This window comes from Actinotignum sp. usb-actsch-rep-73 (assembly GCF_059082735.1).
Genome location: NZ_JBHNPV010000064.1, coordinates 66,247 through 83,546 on the forward strand (window position 1 = coordinate 66,247; position 17,300 = coordinate 83,546).

Annotated in this window: 15 protein-coding genes; 10 read left to right on the plus strand and 5 right to left on the minus strand. The window is 58.8% G+C overall.

The annotated features are described in order from the left end of the window. Window positions 1-50 precede the first annotated feature (50 nt). Together AC5RE1_RS04800 and groL are read left to right on the plus strand one after the other, a co-directional pair. Window positions 51-653, plus strand: a complete 603-nt coding sequence (locus tag AC5RE1_RS04800) for a LytR C-terminal domain-containing protein (RefSeq protein WP_006680825.1) — start codon at window positions 51-53, stop codon at window positions 651-653. Between the two features lie 278 nt (window positions 654-931). Continuing rightward, window positions 932-2,557: a chaperonin GroEL gene (gene groL, locus AC5RE1_RS04805; protein WP_040318364.1), complete on the plus strand. Its 1,626-nt coding sequence runs from the start codon at window positions 932-934 to the stop codon at window positions 2,555-2,557. Between the two features lie 216 nt (window positions 2,558-2,773). On the opposite strand, the gene AC5RE1_RS04810 is transcribed toward groL, so the two are convergent. From AC5RE1_RS04810 to AC5RE1_RS04825, 4 genes are all read right to left on the minus strand, one after another. Further along, a complete protein-coding gene (locus AC5RE1_RS04810; protein WP_006680827.1) occupies window positions 2,774-3,067 on the minus strand; it encodes a WXG100 family type VII secretion target in 294 nt (97 codons plus the stop codon). A 141-nt stretch (window positions 3,068-3,208) separates the two neighbouring features. Then, window positions 3,209-4,165: an HD domain-containing protein gene (locus AC5RE1_RS04815; RefSeq protein ID WP_219585637.1), complete on the minus strand. Its 957-nt coding sequence runs from the start codon at window positions 4,163-4,165 to the stop codon at window positions 3,209-3,211. A gap of 167 nt (window positions 4,166-4,332) precedes the next feature. Then, window positions 4,333-5,865, minus strand: coding sequence for a sensor histidine kinase (locus tag AC5RE1_RS04820; protein ID WP_285067999.1), 1,533 nt, complete (start codon window positions 5,863-5,865; stop codon window positions 4,333-4,335). 7 nt (window positions 5,866-5,872) lie between these two features. Further along, window positions 5,873-6,583: a response regulator transcription factor gene (locus AC5RE1_RS04825; protein ID WP_040318511.1), complete on the minus strand. Its 711-nt coding sequence runs from the start codon at window positions 6,581-6,583 to the stop codon at window positions 5,873-5,875. A 176-nt stretch (window positions 6,584-6,759) separates the two neighbouring features. On the opposite strand from AC5RE1_RS04825, the gene AC5RE1_RS04830 reads away from it, so the two are divergent. From AC5RE1_RS04830 to AC5RE1_RS04855, 6 genes are all read left to right on the plus strand, one after another. Further along, window positions 6,760-7,242: a PH domain-containing protein gene (locus tag AC5RE1_RS04830; protein ID WP_006680831.1), complete on the plus strand. Its 483-nt coding sequence runs from the start codon at window positions 6,760-6,762 to the stop codon at window positions 7,240-7,242. Further along, window positions 7,239-8,990, plus strand: a complete 1,752-nt coding sequence (locus tag AC5RE1_RS04835; protein ID WP_257878473.1) for a PH domain-containing protein — start codon at window positions 7,239-7,241, stop codon at window positions 8,988-8,990. Before AC5RE1_RS04830 ends, AC5RE1_RS04835 begins: the two co-directional genes overlap by 4 nt. Before the next feature lie 69 nt (window positions 8,991-9,059). Then, complete coding sequence (locus tag AC5RE1_RS04840) at window positions 9,060-9,971, plus strand: Rossmann-like and DUF2520 domain-containing protein (protein WP_103632694.1); 912 nt, start codon at window positions 9,060-9,062, stop codon at window positions 9,969-9,971. A 114-nt stretch (window positions 9,972-10,085) separates the two neighbouring features. Further along, complete coding sequence (gene panC, locus AC5RE1_RS04845; RefSeq protein ID WP_219585639.1) at window positions 10,086-11,018, plus strand: pantoate--beta-alanine ligase; 933 nt, start codon at window positions 10,086-10,088, stop codon at window positions 11,016-11,018. 4 nt (window positions 11,019-11,022) lie between these two features. Continuing rightward, the gene (panD, locus tag AC5RE1_RS04850) at window positions 11,023-11,445 is read left to right on the plus strand and encodes an aspartate 1-decarboxylase (RefSeq protein WP_006680835.1); all 423 of its coding nucleotides are present in this window, start codon (window positions 11,023-11,025) and stop codon (window positions 11,443-11,445) included. Between the two features lie 191 nt (window positions 11,446-11,636). Further along, window positions 11,637-13,229: a lysine--tRNA ligase gene (locus tag AC5RE1_RS04855; protein ID WP_219585640.1), complete on the plus strand. Its 1,593-nt coding sequence runs from the start codon at window positions 11,637-11,639 to the stop codon at window positions 13,227-13,229. Window positions 13,230-13,400: 171 nt separating this feature from the next. On the opposite strand, the gene AC5RE1_RS04860 is transcribed toward AC5RE1_RS04855, so the two are convergent. Continuing rightward, window positions 13,401-14,351: a sugar-binding transcriptional regulator gene (locus AC5RE1_RS04860; RefSeq protein ID WP_040318513.1), complete on the minus strand. Its 951-nt coding sequence runs from the start codon at window positions 14,349-14,351 to the stop codon at window positions 13,401-13,403. A 433-nt stretch (window positions 14,352-14,784) separates the two neighbouring features. Between AC5RE1_RS04860 and AC5RE1_RS04865 the strand changes: the two genes are divergently transcribed. Next, the gene (locus tag AC5RE1_RS04865) at window positions 14,785-15,567 is read left to right on the plus strand and encodes an MIP/aquaporin family protein (protein ID WP_006680838.1); all 783 of its coding nucleotides are present in this window, start codon (window positions 14,785-14,787) and stop codon (window positions 15,565-15,567) included. Between the two features lie 107 nt (window positions 15,568-15,674). Continuing rightward, on the plus strand, window positions 15,675-17,201 hold the full coding sequence (gene glpK / locus AC5RE1_RS04870; protein WP_006680839.1) for a glycerol kinase GlpK: 1,527 nt from the start codon (window positions 15,675-15,677) through the stop codon (window positions 17,199-17,201). The last annotated feature ends 99 nt before the right edge of the window (window positions 17,202-17,300 follow it).

Sequence of the window (17,300 nt, forward strand, 5' to 3'; positions counted from 1 at the left end):
CGCCGGCGTCTTCTTCGGCATCGAAACGTGCGTGACGTTAGGCTAAAAGGGTGAGTTCAGTTAACCCTCGTGATGAATTTGATGTTGCCGGCGAAGATATGCCTGTCGGTATGCACCGCCCTCAGCCGTCGAAGTGGAAGTCAGTCTGGCCATTCCTGGTCATTCTGATCGTTGTTCCTCTACTGGCTTGGGGAGCAAGTAGCCTTCTGACGAACAGGCCGACCTCGTCGAATACGACTGTCGCCTCTTCAGGGCAATCCGAAGCGCAGTCGGCTCAGTCGACACCTGAAACCACCCAGTCTGCTCCCGCTGAACAGGCTGAATCTGCTCGGTCGGAACCGGTAACCGAACCGGAATCAACGCCCGCCCCGGCGAACGAACCCATCGTTGACACCAACGTGAAGATTTCAGTGCTGAACGGTACCGGCCGAAACGGTTTGGCAGCTCAGACCGCCGAAGAGCTCACCGCAGCAGGCTTTGCCGGTGCCGCGACGGGCAACGCAACCGGTTGGAGAACCGACGTTTCAACCGTTTACTACCAGGATCCGAACTTGGAAGCCAGCGCGCGAGCAGTTGCCGAAGCTGTCGGCATCACGAACGTTCAGCAGTCGAATAACATCGGCGATTCAGATATTGTCGTTCTGTTGAGGTAGTCCCGCTTCGCGCTCTAGGCGCGAACGCGACACTAGCAGGAGTGGTCAGTCGAAAATCGACTGGCCACTTTGCTGTTTGCGCCCACAGCGAACCCCGTTTGCCTCGTCTTGCACTCGAAAGGGGAGAGTGCCAAACTTGAGTTAGCACTCGCCACGGCAGAGTGATAAAACCAGCGGGAAGGTGAGGGGCGTTCGGCATCTGGAAAGGCCAGATGAACAGCGTTCCGTCCGTCGCGGGCACCATCCCCAATCCGCACCGCGGAAGGAAATACACACCAATGGCAAAGATCATTCACTTCGACGAGGACGCACGTCGCGGCATGGAACGTGGCCTGAACCTCCTCGCTGATACTGTCAAGGTCACCCTCGGCCCCAAGGGTCGCAACGTTGTTCTCGACAAGAAGTGGGGCGCCCCCACCATCACCAAGGACGGCGTCTCTGTCGCAAAGGAAATCGACCTTGAGGATCCGTTCGAGCGCATTGGCGCCGAACTGGTGAAAGAAGTTGCTAAAAAGACCGACGACGTTGCGGGTGACGGCACGACCACCGCAACCGTTCTCGCTCAGGCGCTCGTCCGTGAAGGCCTCCGTAACGTTGCAGCCGGCTCGAACCCGATCGCTCTCAAGCGCGGTATCGACCAGGCTGTCTCCGCTATCGTCGAACAGCTCCACAACGACTCCAAGCCTGTCGAAACGAGCGAGCAGATCGCAGCAACCGCTTCGATCTCCGCTAACGATCTGGCCATCGGCCAGCTGATCGCTCAGGCATTCGAGAAGGTCGGCGCAGAAGGCGTCGTTACCGTCGAAGAAACCAACTCCTTCGATACCACCCTCGAAACCACCGAAGGTATGCGTTTCGACAAGGGCTTCCTGTCCGCCTACTTCGTCACTGACACCGAGCGCCAGGAAGCCGTCCTCGAGGACGCCTACGTACTCCTTATGGACTCGAAGATCTCGAACGTCAAGGACATCGTCCCCGTTCTCGAGAAGGTCATGCAGACCGGCAAGCCCCTGCTGATCGTCGCCGAAGATGTCGAGGGCGAAGCTCTGGCAACCCTCGTCGTCAACAAGATCCGTGGCACCTTCAAGTCCATCGCCGTCAAGGCACCGGGCTTCGGTGACCGTCGCAAGGCAATGCTCCAGGACATGGCAATCCTGACCGGTGGCCAGGTCATCTCCGAAACCGTTGGCCTTTCCCTTGAAAACGCGGATCTTGAACTGCTTGGTCGCGCACGCAAGGTCGTAGTCTCCAAGGACGAAACCACCATCGTCGAAGGCGCTGGCGAAAAGGAAATGATCGACGCTCGCGTCCGTCAGATCCGCCAGGAGATCGACAACACCGACTCCGACTACGACCGCGAGAAGCTCCAGGAACGCCTCGCCAAGCTCTCCGGTGGCGTTGCCGTCATCAAGTCCGGCGCTGCAACCGAGGTCGAACTCAAGGAACGTAAGCACCGCATCGAAGACGCAGTGCGTAATGCTCGCGCAGCCTCCGAAGAGGGCCTCGTCGCCGGTGGTGGTGTTGCTCTGATCCAGGCCGCTGACCGCGCACTGGCAACCCTCGAAGGCCTGCCTGGCGATGAAGCAACCGGCGTGAACATCGTCCGTGTCGCAATCTCCGCTCCGCTCAAGCAGATCGCTGAGAACGCTGGCTTCGAAGGTGGCGTTGTCGCAGATCGTGTCGCAGCAATGGAACCGGGTCACGGCCTGAACGCAGCAACCGGCGAATATGGCGACCTGATGGCAGCCGGCATCTCTGACCCGGTGAAGGTCACCCGCTCTGCTCTGCAGAACGCTGCTTCGATTGCAGGCATGTTCCTGACCACCGAAGCTGTCGTAGCCGACAAGCCTGAACCGCCGGCACCGGCCGGTGGCGAAGACGCCGGCATGGGTGGCATGTACTGAGCCACTGATGCTCGCGCGCGTCTCGCGTAGCTGAAAACAACCGGGGCCGACCCTGAGATGAGGGTCGGCCCCGACTGTCTCTTCAGACCAGTCGAGCAAGTGGTATCAGGCGTGTCTGTGGAACCATCGGCATTACTCAGGCGTCTGATGTTGGCACCTGGAGCAAACGCCAGTAGACAACCCCATCAGACGCTACGTGAGAGCGTGAAATATGGCTTATGCGCCCACAAAAAGGCCTGCGCTCGCGGCCTCGGCGTCTTCGTAGCTTTGGGCTGCAATTTGCATATGAGATCCGATCGTGTCCAAAGATGCTTCGACCTGCGCTTGTGTGGCTTGCCAGGAAGCGACGCATGTCTGAAAATTTGCTTGCGCAGCGCCTGTCCATGAGCCTTCCAAGGCCTGTAGGTCTGCGAGCATCGTCTGAATCTGCGAACGGATTTCGTTGCTGAGGACACTGACGCGCATAGCGCTCGCTGAGATTTGCGAAGAATCGACGGTGAAAACTGCCATGAGAATCCCTTTCCAATCGTGGTGACGCACATTGAAAAATGGTGCGTACGCCCACGCTAGGAAAGAAAGGACGAAGCAGAAACCGGGCGAGCGCTCAATTGTGGATAAGTCTCACCCGCACACAATGTGGATAAGTCTGGCTTATGCCGGGTTTGCCGGCAGATCCATTGCTTCGATCGCGCTTTCAAGGGACGACGTTGTTTCATCGTCTTCTGGAGCGATAGGCTCTGTAGGAATGACGACCTTCGGCAGGGTGCCGGTCATCGTGAGTTCATCTGCCGGAGTTTCGACCGTAGCAACGTTCTTCTTCAGATGGCGTCGCTTTAAGATGATGGTGCCGGTTGTGGTGAGATCCTCTTCGGGGGCGTCGTCGGAATCATCCGTGTCGTCGGCATCGTCATTGTTGTCACCGCACTGGCAGAGTGCGGAGTTGATTTTTGCTAGTTCGACTTCCAGGTTGAAACGGGCGGCGTCTTCCCACGCGCTTCCCAGTGGTGACTGGTAGAGCGGGTCGTAGGACAGGAGCTTGATAATCAGTGCGCGGCGTGCTTTGAGGAAGGGAGTTTCTTCCAGGTCGGCGAGTTCGTTGCGTAGCTTCTCGCGGTACTTCTTGTATTCCTGTGGGCTTCCGGCCAGCAGTGCGAGGTCGGCATCCACCAGTACCTGGGCGTCCACATCGTCACGCGGTGCGCGGTGCTTGGCGAGGTATCCGATGAGTTCACCGATACGGTTTGTCACGTCTTCGCTGACGCCGAGCGATTCCATGTGCTCGGCGGTGTTGGCGACGCACTCGTTGACGGTCGCCTGCGGGTCGATGCCCTTGAGTTTCACCGCGATGCAACGGTTGAGGGTTGCCCCTCTGTACCATGCGGCGACGCGGAGGACGTCTGGGTCGTGTGTGGTTGCAGAGAGCTCATCGATGCGCGTAAGAACGTTAATCAGATGATGCAGGTTATGCAGAGCCAGGCGCTCGTCGGACCATTCTTCGACAAGTGCGTGCGCTTCTTGAGTTAGTCGGTCAACCGAGGCGGTTGTGCCGAGTTCAATCATGGCGTCAGTAAACGAGCTGATAAGCCATTGTGGTGCTCCAGCACCCATACGCTCACTCCTGTTTTAGGGATATGCCGAAATCATACTCAGGGGATAGGAATAAGGCATTTCCGGTGGCCTACGTCTCATTGTGGATTGAGGAGGCCTGTGCGTTCTCGAAGTGAAAGAAGCGCGTGACAGGCGCGCTGGGTGCGTGGGGCCTACCGGTCTGGATGCTACTTTTCTACGTCGGTGGGGCTGATGGCGGGTGTGTCCGGGTTCGTGTCCGCGGGGGAGTAGAGGAGCGGGAGTTCGATGCGGGCGGTCAGTCCGCCTCCTTTAGTTTTGCTCAGTGTGGCGTTGCCGCGGTGGGCATTGATGATGCCGGCAATGATGGCAAGACCAAGGCCGGAGCCTCCCTGTGTGCGAGCACGTGACGTGTCGGCGCGGTAGAAGCGTTCGAAGACTCGCGATTGGTCTGCTTCTGCGATGCCGGGACCGTGGTCGCGGAATTCGACGATGGCCGTGTCTCCTGTTTTGCCGAGTGCGATTTCGACGGGTGAGCCCGCGGGGGTATAACGGACGATATTGCCAATGAGGTTGGTGAATACCTGCGATATGCGATCGCGGTCGGCTTGCGTCACCAGTGTCATGGGTGGTTTGTGTCCGCTGAGAGACGTCAGGGCAACGGAACGAGTGGGGTCCAGTGCCTGCAGGTCAAATACGGCGTTACCGGCAAGTTTCACCAAGTCGATATCGGTGATTTCAAGGGGGCGTCCCTCGTCCAAGCGAGCCAGGGTCAGCAGGTCTTCGACCAGTGAGGCCATGCGCGTTGATTCTGATTGGATGCGTCCCATGACTTCGTCGACGCGTTCATCGGGAACGCCACCCATGGAGTAGAGCTCGCAGTAGCCGGAGATCGCGGCTAGTGGCGTGCGTAGTTCGTGGGATGCATCAGACACGAAGCGACGGATCTTCTGTTCTGACACTTGTCGAGCGTGGAATGATTGCTCAACCTGGGTCAGCATCGCGTTGAGCGACAGGGACAGAGATCCGACTTCGGTGCTTCCCGGTTGGGAAGGAACGCGTTGTGTGAGGTCGCCGGCCGCAATCTTGCCCGCGGTCGATTCGATTTCTCTCAGGGGAAGCAGGGAACGGCGAACCAAAGTGTGGCCCAGGAATGCGCCGACGAAGACGATGACAACACCGGCGATCGAGAAGTAGGTGCCCGTGGTGCGCAGGGTGCGTTGAACGTCTGTCAGAGGAAGAGCGATCGTCATGGTGCCCAGGGGCGTGTTTGCCGTGGAGGACGCATAGAACGGGAAAGCGACCGCGCGCCAGTTGGAGCCCAGTTTAGTCGAGGGCACGGTAATGGGGTTAGTGATCTCGTCGGAGGTTTCCGAAATCTGCGCAGTTGCAAGCAGATCCGGGATCACGGGTGTTCCCGATGTTTCCAACGTTCCCGGGTAGTAGTAGGTCGTATCGTCGCCGCTTATGGAGCGTGCGTGAATGTAATACAGGGTTGGTAGACCCGAGGTGCCGTCTTTAATCGACGTGTTTTCGCCTCGAATGAAAGAGCTCGCCGTGACGCGCAACTGTTCGTCAATCTGAGACACCAGATGGCGTTGCAGGAGGCCTACCATGACCGTTCCAGACATGATCAGCCCCAGAGCCAACAGGGTTGTAATCAGGGTGACCAGCTGAGTAGAGAGGGGACGACGTTCCCAAAAAGTACGCAGGTGGCCAAGCGGTCCCGAGGAGCTACTCATGTATTCCTCAGTCGTCGGCGCGCAGGATGTATCCGACACCGCGCTTGGTGTGGATCAGTTCGCCGCCCGCACCTTCGACTGCCAACTTGCGACGCAGGTAGGAGATATACGATTCGACGATCGCAACTTCTCCACCCCAGTCGTATTCCCACACGTGATCCAAGATCTGCATCTTCGACACGACGCGTCCCTCATTGATCACCAGGTAGCGAAGAAGCTTGAACTCTGTGGGGGACAGGTCGATTTCGACGCCCGCACGGCTGACCTCGTGCGCATCCTCGTCAATGATCAGGTCGCCGACGCGGAGCTTGCCATCGTCTTCGTCGGAGCCGATGGTGCGTCGCAAGATGGCGCGGATACGGGCAACGACCTCTTCAAGGCCAAAGGGCTTAGTAACGTAGTCGTCGCCACCGACAGTCAGACCCTGGATCTTGTCGCGCATATCGTCGCGTGCGGTCAGGAATAGAACGGGGACTGTCGCTCCTGCTTCGCGCAGGCGACGGGTCACGGTGAATCCGTCCATGTCTGGCAACATGACGTCCAAAACGATCAGGTCAGGGGCCTCGTCCATGGCGATACGGTAGGCGGAGTGGCCATCTTCCGCGGTCAGGACATCGAATCCGGCAAAACGAAGTGATGATGCCAGAAGGTCGCGAATATTCGGCTCGTCGTCAACGACGAGCAGGCGAGCTTCTTCCTCAGTGCCTGTGCGTGTCATATCCATAGTGTGACTGATATTTCTGAATGTTTCCTGAATGGTTTGCGAGAGTCGCATGTGTGCGTGTAAAAGCCCGTTTCTGTGCCACACCATTTATTCAGCACTTATCAACGACCTGTGCATATGGCACGATAGAACTCCAAGAACACAAATGAGAGAACCCGAAAGGACCAGCGATGCTCGATCCGATGAGCCCACCCGATGTGGAGTTCCACTCCGTATCGCCCAAGCTTGCCCAGGTCCGCATCATCACGACGATTCTGACGTTCCTGCCTCTGCTCGCCGGCGGAGTCGCGCTCGCGGTTCTCGTTTCGAAGTGGTGGTGGATCGGATTCGCGGTTGTTGTCATCATGATGGTCTGGTCGCTGGCGATTATTCACCGTCAGGTTCGCGCGATGGCATTTGGCACGGGCGATGACGATTTTTTGATCCGCAAGGGCATTATGTTCCGTCGTCTGACGTTGATTCCTTACGGTCGTATTCAGTATGTGGAACTCTCTGAAGGTCCAATTGCTCGCCACTACGGCATCGCAGAGCTGAAGATTCATACGGCGTCCGCATCGACGGATGCGACGTTGAACGGTGTTCCGGTTGCTGAAGCCGCTCGCCTTCGCGACATGCTTGCCGAGCGTGGCACGGCGGAATTGGCTGGCCTGTGAAAAAATCGAATGAATCCGCCCCTTTGCGCGCCACGCAGGGCGGTGTCTCCGACGAGCAGTGGCGCAAACTGCACCCGGCATCTCCGATTATCCATGCGTGGAAGGCGATCGTGGCTCTGCTTGCGGTTGTCACCTATCAGAATTTCGACATGGTTGCCGATATTGCGAATTCTGATTTTGTTCGCCATCAGGCGCTCTCGCTGGTCGTTGGCGTCATTGTCGGTTCGGCCTTCTTGATTCTTCTTGCGATCGCGCTGTTTTCGTACTTCTCGTGGAAGTTCACGTCTTTCGCCGTTGTCGACGAAGGCGTGTATTACCGCGCTGGCATCTTCGTGAAAACGTTGAAGCACGCTCGCCTGGATCGCATTCAGGCGGTCGATATTCATCATCCGTTGCTGGGGCGTATTTTCGGCTTAGGCAAGATCAACATTGAGGTTGCCGGTGGCGGACAGTCGAATGTCGAATTCGGTTTCCTTAAAACACAGGAATTGGATGATGTGCGCGCTGAAATCTTGGCGCGCGCTGCCGGCGTCTACTCTTCGCCAACTTCCGCTTCTGTGGAGGATGTGCCTCAGTCTGATTCCGCCATCGGATCGGGGGACGAGGCCGGCTCCATCGCTCAGACACCGTCATCGGAACAGGACGGTGCCTCGGTTCCTCAGCGTCCGGTGGTCGCTCCCGAACGAGTCCTGTACACGGTTCCTGTGGGCAGGCTTGTTGCTTCGCTGGTGACGAATATGGGCATGATCATTGCGATCCTGGTTGTGCTTGCCATCTTGGTCATGTCGGTTGTTTTGCTGATCAAAGTCGGAATTGAGGGGACGGCGGGTATCTTCGCTGGTTTTGCAGGTATTATTCCTGTCGTCGCTGCAATCTGGAGTCGTTTCGCAGGCGAATTTAACTTCACTGCAGCCGTTTCCCCGGATGGTATTCGCACTCGTTCGGGTCTTCTGGAAACCCGTAATCAGACGATTCCGCCACGTCGTGTCCACGCTGTTCTTGTTCAGCAGCCGTGGCTTTGGCGTCGCTTCGGCTGGTATCGCGTGAAGATCACGCAGGCTGGCTACGGTGGCAAAACCGATAGTGACAAGTCTCAGCGTTCCGCTGACGTTCTTTTGCCGGTGGGCACTCGCGCTGACGCGGAGCTTGCTCTGTGGCTGGTGATCCGTGACTTGGGTGTGACTGACCCCGTTGCTTTCATCGAAGCTGCTTTGAATGGAACGCGCGAAGGGCAAGGATTCCTTCCCGTTCCGATACGTGCGCGCCTGTTTGATTGGTTCTCTTACAGGCGTCGCGCAGTCGCGCTGACAGATACGTGCTTTGTGATCCGCAAGGGCTGGCTGACCTGGCAGACCGGTTTCATCCCCGTGGAGCGGATTCAATCCCTGGCGATCATTCAAGGTCCGTGGGAGAAAAGGCGCCAGCTGGTTGGTGTGAATGCTTCCATCGTTCCAGGTAGTGCCCCAGAGTTGGCAGGCCACATTGATGAGGAAGCCGGCGTTGCCTTGCTTGAAGAGCTCCGCGCGAAGTCTCAGCTGAAGCGTGCCAGCGAGCCCGCGGAACACTGGATGCTGCGCGTCACGAAGGGTCTTGACGCCCGTCATCAGGATGATCAGAGCGTCTACGCGCCACAGGATGACCCCTCGTGTGAAAGCAGCGTGACCGTAGGTGAAGATAACTTCGATTGTGATCGCGCCGATGTTCAGCTGGAAGCCGATGAATCGAGCGCGGCCTCGTCGATCGAATAACGGCGGGCGAATATCGACTACCGTTGAAGACGCGCGCCCGCGCACACCATCTACTCAAGGCGGCACATTGTGAGTGAGCAACCAGGCAGGCTTGACGTCGGACTCATCGGCATGGGGACGGTCGGTCCTGTCATCGCTTCCGCTCTACGTTCCGTGGGGCATCGAATCGCCGGCGTCGTCGCGCACACGGACGCTGAGCGTGAGCGTGCGGAGATGATGCTCCCGGGCGTGGCGATCATGGATGAAACCGAGGTAATTGCCGCATCGGGCTTGGTGATTCTGGCCGTTCCCGACGGAGAAATCGAGCCTCTGGTCAAGGGCCTTGCCGACATGGGCGCGTGGAAAATGGGGCAGATCGTCTGCCATCTGGCCGGTCCGTTTGGAACCGGGATTCTGGCGCCCGCGCAGGCGAATGGCGCGATTCCGACCGCGATTTACCCCGTTATGACATTCACGGGTATGAGCCTTGATATTCCGCGTCTGTCGGGTACTCCGTTTGCTGTCAGCGCGCCCGCACCTTTCTTGCCGATCGCGCAGGCGCTGGTTGTGGAAATGGGTGGTGAACCCATTGTTGTCGACGAAGATGCTCGCCCGGCAGTCCACGCGGCGCTCACGCTTGGCACGCTTGGGATCGTGACGGCGGTCGTCCAGTCGTTGGCTGGTCTTGAACGTGCTGGGATTGAGGACCCCGCTCTCTTCGCTTCTTCGCTTCTGGCTGGAACGGCAGAAAAAGCGCTGTCTGAAATTGAGCGGGCTTTTGCGGCTCCGATTGCGAACGGCGATACGCAGGTCATTGCTGAACATGTGAAAGCGCTGGCTGGCCTGCTCGCATCCGACGGTGATCGTGATGCTGGGGGTGATTTCGCGGATATCTACCGCGCGCGTGCGCATCAGGCGACCGACATCCTCTATCGACGAGGCCACCTGAGTGATAGAGCGTGCGACTCGATTAAAACGGCGTTGATGGAAGGCGGGCTCTGACGCTGGTTGTCCGCGTCGTGTTGGCGCAGAATTGGCAGTGCATCAGTCAGAAACGTGGGGGAATACTCGCCCTTAGAGGTCGCATATGAGTCTGCCTACTACGACAATGGAAGTATGACGAAACGACCAGTGCTCACTCATACGCGTGAAGAACTTGCCACAGCGCTGAAGCCATTGACCGGCTCGCGAGCTCTGGTGATGACGATGGGCGCCCTGCATTCGGGGCATTTGGAGCTGGTCAAACAGGCGAAGGCGCACGGTGATCACGTCATCGTCACGATTTTCGTGAACCCCACGCAGTTTGCTCCGGGTGAGGACTATGATGCCTACCCGCGCACGCTCGAAGCGGACATGGACGCGCTTGAAACCGTGGGCGCGGATGTCGTGTGGGCACCGAGCCCCGAAGATGCCTACCCCGAGCCCGTCACCGTTTCGATTGATCCCGGTCCGATTGCTCGCGTCCTAGAAGGCAAGACTCGCCCGACCCACTTCGGTGGGGTTGCGCTGGTGTGCACGAAGGTCATGGGGCTCGTTTGCCCAGATGTTGCACTGTTCGGCGAAAAGGATGCTCAGCAACTTGCGATGTTGCGCCATGTGTTCCGCCAGCTCGACGTGCCGGTGACCGTGATCGGCGTTCCGATTGTGCGTGACACCGACGGCGTTGCCCTGTCCAGTCGCAACCGCTACCTGTCTGACGAAGAGCGTGTCCGCGCTCGTGCTCTCAACCAGAGCTTGACGCTGGGTGTTGAAGCGGGTCGTGCGGGCGCACCTGCCACCCAGATTATTGACGTCATACGAGGCCACCTCGAGGCGACCGGAGATATCGACATTGATTACATTGCGCTGGTCGATGATGGAACCTTCGATATCCTGGGCGCCTACGGATCGGCAGAACTGACGTCGGCTGATTCCTTGCATCCCGCGACCTTGAATCAGGCGGGGGAGCGCGAATATCGTCTGCTGCTCGCAGCCAAGGTTGGCACCACGCGCCTGATCGACAATATGTCGTTTGTGGCGCCCGTTGAACAGGGGAATGCTGGTGAGTGAAATCATGCGCTCGATGATCCAGGGCAAGATCCACCGCGCCACCGTCACGGGTGCTGACTTGCACTACGTCGGTTCGATCACCATCGATGAGGAGCTGCTGGACGCGGCGAACATTGCGCCCGGGCAACGAGTCGACGTTGCAGACGTGAACAATGGCAATCGCCTGTCCACCTACACGATCGCCGGTCCGCGAGGCTCCGGTGTCATCCAGCTCAACGGCGCCGCTGCGCACCTCGTGAACCTCGGCGATCTGGTCATCATCATGGCCTACTGCCAGGTTCCAGAGTCCATGGTGAAAGGCTGGGAGCCTGCCGTCGCATTCGTTGACGCTGACAACCATATTGTCGAGGTCGGGTCCTCAGCAGGGACGGTTCCAGAAGACTCTGATCGCGCTCGCGAACTCGGCCTGAAGTCGTCCGGCACGTAGTGCCTCTGGGCCCTCCCCGCGTCCCTTTTTAAAACGGGCAACGGTGGCATAGACATACGTTGAAGTGCCCGGCCTCGTCGATACGAGTGCCAAGGTGGAATAATCCGCGAACTGACGTTGTGCGATGTGGCACTGCACCCACTCGCGTTCCCTATGCGAAATGGGTGCGGTGATGCCGTTAAACTGGCAGGGTGACTGACGTGAATACAAACCCAGCTGCCCCGGAAAACGACGACGCCCCCGAACAGGTGCGTGTCCGCCAAGAAAAGCGCGAGCGCCTGCTTGCCGAAGGAGGCCAGGCCTACCCGGTCGTCCTGGCGATTACCACTTCGATCGCCGATGTTCGTGAAAAGTACGCTCACCTTGAAACCGGCGAAGAAACTCAGGACGAGGTCGGTATTGCCGGTCGCGTGATGCTTGCTCGCAACGGTGGCAAGCTCTGCTTCGCAACCCTGATGGATGGCGCCGGCAACCGTATTCAGGTCATGCTGTCGGCCGCAGAGGTCGGTTTGGATTCGCTGGCTCAGTACAAGACCGACGTGGACCTTGGTGACCACCTGTTCGTGCACGGTCGCGTCATTTCCTCGCGTCGTGGCGAACTGTCGATCATGGCATGCCCCGGCACCGCGCCCGCCGACCTGTTCACGCCCGGCATCAACGAAGGCGCCCCGGTCCCCGCATGGCAGATCGCTGCAAAGGCGATCCGCCCGCTACCGAAGACCTACACCGGAGAAGACGGCACCGAAATGTCCCTGTCTGAGGACCTGCGTGTTCGTCGCCGCTACCTCGACATGATTGTTCGCCCGGCCGCCCGCGACATGGTGCGTATGCGCGCCAATGTTGTGAAGTCGCTGCGCAACTACTTTGATGAAGCTGGCTTTATCGAGATCGAAACGCCGATGCTACAGAACCTGCACGGTGGCGCGGCCGCACGTCCGTTTTCGACTCACATGAACGCCTACGACACCGAGCTGTTCCTGCGCATTGCGCCCGAGCTCTTCCTCAAGCGTGCGGTTGTCGGCGGCGTCGACAAGGTCTTCGAAATCAACCGCAACTTCCGTAATGAGGGCGCGGACTCTTCGCACAGCCCCGAATTTACGATGCTCGAGGCCTACGAAGCCTACGGTTCCTACGACACGATGGCTCGTCGCACCCGTGAGTTCATCCAGAAGGCGGCACGCGACGCCCTGGGCACCGAGGTCGTCACCCTGCCTGACGGTTCGTCCTACGACCTTTCGGGTTCGTGGAAAGAAATCTCGATGTTCGAGGCCACGGCTGACGCTCTTGGTCGTGAGTTCACGGTGAATACTCCGCTGGACGAACTGGTGAAGATCGCCGAAGAACTCGGTGAAGACGTTGCTGACCACTGGGGTCCCGGTAAGGTCGCAGAGGTTATCTTCGAAGTCGCCGTAGGTGACAAGCTGTATGCGCCGACGTTCGTGCGCGACTACCCCGAAGACTCCAGCCCGCTGACCCGCGGACACCGTTCCAAGCCGGGCATCGTCGAGAAGTGGGACCTGTACGTCCGAGGCTTCGAACTGGCGACAGCCTACTCCGAACTCGTCGACCCGGTCATCCAGCGCGAGCGTTTCGAAGCGCAGGCGCTTGTTGCGGCAAAGGGTGACCCGGAAGCAATGGTCTTGGACGAAGACTTCCTGATGGCCATGGAGTACGGTATGCCACCGGCAGGTGGCATGGGTATGGGCCTTGACCGTCTGCTGATGGCTCTGACCGGTCAGGGTATCCGTGAGACCATCACGTTCCCGCTGGTCAAGAAGCTCTGAGCATTCCCGGACCGGCCTCTTGAACGTTGTCATTGATGGGCTTCGTGCGCAGATCGCCTAGAACACGTCCTTGTCAACCGGAGTGTGGTGTCTGCTTGGATAAAGAAAAGTGGAGTTCACGATTGTTGTGAGCTCCACTTTTCTTTGGTTTTTGGCTGGGTATGATCTGGCTTAGCGCCTAGGGGCGAGGCCACGCGCCTGCGCCGCGCGAGTGCGAACCAGATCAAGCAGTTCGCGTGCCACGCCATCGTCAAGGACGAGGTCGGTGGCGACGTGTGCGCGCAGCGCGCCAAGTAGCGGGAGCGCCTTCGAGGCACCAGCTACGACGCAGAGGCGACGCGGGATCTTGCGGAGAGTCTCTGGGCTGGGCCCGGAAGCTCGGCTGTTGAGTTCCATGTCTGTTGAGCCGTCTTCGCGCAGGAGGACGGTGCAGACGTCGCCGACAACGCCGTCCTTCTGGGCCATTGCGATTTCTTCAGTGTCCAGGAAGCCACCCGAATAAACGTGGGAGGGCAAGCGTGCCGAAAGTGAGCCGACGCCGAACAGAGCGATATCGCAGTCGTCAATCGTCTTCAACACGGTCTGAACCGAGCGCTCGCGCCAGAGCTGCTTCTTTGTCTCTGCGTAGTCGAAGAACGTGGGAACGGGGAAGTGGACCATGCGTCCGCCCATTGCGCGCGCTGCGCGGGAAATAATCGCGTCTGCGTACGGCATGCCGGACTCGGTAGCGGTCGCGGCCCCGTTGAGCTGGACGACGGTCGATCCGGGGAAGTTGACGCGTGGCATACAACGGGTGATCTCTGAGGTCGTGTTGCCCCATGCGATGCCAAGGGTGACACCGGGTTTGAGCATGTCGACCAGACGTTCCGCCGCGACAAGCGAGACGTTATGAAGTCGGTTGACTTCGGTGTGGACGTCATGGACCGGAACAACGGACGTCTGTACGCCGAAGATTTCAGAAATTTGACCGGCAAGGGTTCCTTTGTGTCCTGGAGCGGCGCTCACTGAGATGCGAACCAAGCCGGTGTCGCGCGCGTAGGACAGTAAACGAGAGACCGAGGAGCGTGATACGCCAAGGTGGCGTGCGATCGTCTCCATGGTCTGGCCTTGGAGGTAATACATTGATGCGGCTTCATGAGCCTGTTCGTCACGAATCGTCACGTGTCATAGTCTGCCATGCACAGGCGTGCAGGTCTAACTGTTGAATGTCCAATCCTTTGGGAGACTGTGCGATTTGGTGAGCGTGCACACATTGGAGAGGTAAGTGTCCCCTCAGATGCACGGTTGTGCACAGGGGCAGGTTCGATGTGCAAACGCTGTCATACTGTGTGGTGTCCAGGTGAAGACATCACAGGTCAGCGCGGGTTTGTTCTGCGACCGCAAAGTGCTCACGAGCGGTCCTGCGAAACAAGCGGAGTCTTGAAAAAGAATTCGTATGTGACGCGGTAGACTTTTCGCACTTGGCGTGATCAGTCCTGTCTCGCTAAAGGAACCCTGCGGGTGGGAAACCGCCCGACAATTCGATGCAACGAAGCATCGAAGAAAGATTGGAAAAATGCTCGCAACACTTCTTCCTCTTGCGCCGCATGAACTCACTGCCGGACATATCTTCATGTCTGAGTTCCTCGGTACAGCAGTCCTTCTCCTCCTCGGTGGTGGCGTCGTTGCTACCAACCTCCTGCCCAAGTCCAAGGGCAACGGCGGCGGTTGGCTCATGATTAACTGGGGATGGGGCCTCGCAGTTCTCGCAGGCGTCTACGTCGCATACGACTCGGGTGGCCACCTCAACCCTGCAGTCACCATTGCTAAGGCCGTCGGTCACATGATGGATTCGTCCGTCGAACTGGCCCCCGGCGTTGCCGTCACTGCAGCAAACGTTGGCATCTACTTAGCAGCTCAATTCCTCGGTGCATTCGTTGGTGCAATCCTCTGCTGGCTGACCTTCAAGCAGCACTTCGATGAAGATCTCGACCCGGCCCTCAAGCTCGGCGTCTTCTCGACCGCTCCCGAGATTCGCAACGGATTCTGGAACACCCTCACTGAGGCCATCGGCACCTTCGTCCTGATCCTCTGGGTCTTCGTCTCCGGCTACACCGAAACCGCGATTGGCCCGCTCGGCGTTGCACTGATCATCGTCGTCATCGGTAACTCGCTCGGTGGCCCCACCGGATACGCGATCAACCCGGCCCGTGACCTCGGCCCGCGTATTGCTCACGCAATTCTCCCGATCAAGGGTAAGGGTGGCTCCGACTGGGGCTACTCCTGGGTCCCGGTCGTCGGCCCGATCATCGGCGCCATCGTCGCAACACTCGTTGCATTCGGCTCCGGCTTGGCCTGAACCTAGAGCTTTGGCACTCTAACCTTGCGTGGGGTCCCAGGCGGACTCGTCTGGGACCCCACGTTTCTATCTGAAACACAAAGAAGTGAACAGAAGGGACATCAGTCATGTCTAATGAAAAATTCGTTCTCGCGATTGACCAGGGCACCACGTCCTCCCGTGCGATCGTCTTCAACCACTCCGGCGAAATCGTCTCGGTTGGTCAGAAGGAATTCACCCAGATCTTCCCGAACCCGGGCTGGGTTGAGCACGATCCCGTAGAGATTTGGGAATCGGTTCGCACCGTCGTCGCCGAGGCGCTTCAGAAGGCAGAAATCAACGCCACCCAACTTGCTGCTGTTGGCATCACTAACCAGCGTGAAACCACCATCGTGTGGGACAAGAACACCGGCGAGCCCGTCTACAACGCAATCGTCTGGCAGGACGCCCGTACTTCGGAAATCGTCCGTGGCGTCGCAGCAGGCGACCCGCTGGGTACCGAACGTTACCGCCAGATCACCGGCGAGAACATCTCAACCTACCCGTCCGCACCTCGCATTACCTGGATCCTCGACAACGTTGAGGGAGCACGTGAGAAGGCAGAGGCAGGCGACCTGCTTTTCGGCACCCCGGACACCTGGGTTCTCTGGAACCTGACCGGTGGCGTTAACGGTGGCGTCCACGCAACCGACGTGACCAACGCATCCCGTACCCTGCTGATGGACGTTCGTGAGCTCAAGTGGCGCGAAGACATCTGCGCCGACTTCCGCATCCCGCCGGCAATGCTCCCCGAGATCAAGGCATCCGCAGACACCTACGGCACCGGTCGCCCGAATGGTCTGCTCGCAGGCGTTCCGATCTCCGGCATCCTTGGTGACCAGCAGGCTGCAACCTTCGGTCAGGCCTGCTTCGAAAAGGGCACCGCGAAGAACACTTACGGCACCGGTTGCTTCACCCTGATGAACACGGGTGAAGAGCCCGTCTTCTCGACCAACGGTCTGCTGACGACCGTGCTGTACAAGCTTGGTGACGCCAAGCCGGTCTACGCGCTCGAAGGCTCCGTGGCAGTTGCAGGCTCGCTGGTTCAGTGGCTGCGTGACAACCTCGGGATGATCGAGAAGTCCTCCGAGATCGGAAAGCTCGCTCAGACCGTTGAAGACAATGGTGGCGTGTACTTCGTCCCGGCATTCTCCGGTCTGTTCGCACCGTACTGGAAGGACGACGCTCGCGGTGCGATCGTTGGCCTGACCCGCTACGTGAACAAGGGCCATATTGCCCGCGCAGTCGAAGAGTCGACCGCATTCCAGTCCGCAGAGCTCATTGATGCAATGAACGCCGATGCAGGCGTCCCGCTGAAGGAACTCAAGGTTGACGGTGGTATGACGGCTGACGATCTGCTCATGCAGTTCCAGGCTGACATCTCCGGCGTGGACGTCATCCGCCCGGTCGTTGCAGAGACGACCGCTCTGGGTGTTGCCTACGCAGCCGGTATCGCAGTCGGCTTCTGGAATGGCACAGACGATGTCATTGCCAACTGGCAGGAAGACAAGCGTTGGAAGCCGTCCATGGACACCGCAGAGCGCGATCGCACCTACCGCCTCTGGAAGAAGGCTGTTACCCGCACCTTCGACTGGGTTGACGAAGACGTGAAGTGATCTGCTCACGCACGTGAGTAGGTAGTTTCCACTCGATAGGGCGTTGCTCGGCACGATAGGTGTCGAGCAACGCCCTTTTCGCGTAATAATCTTTTACTC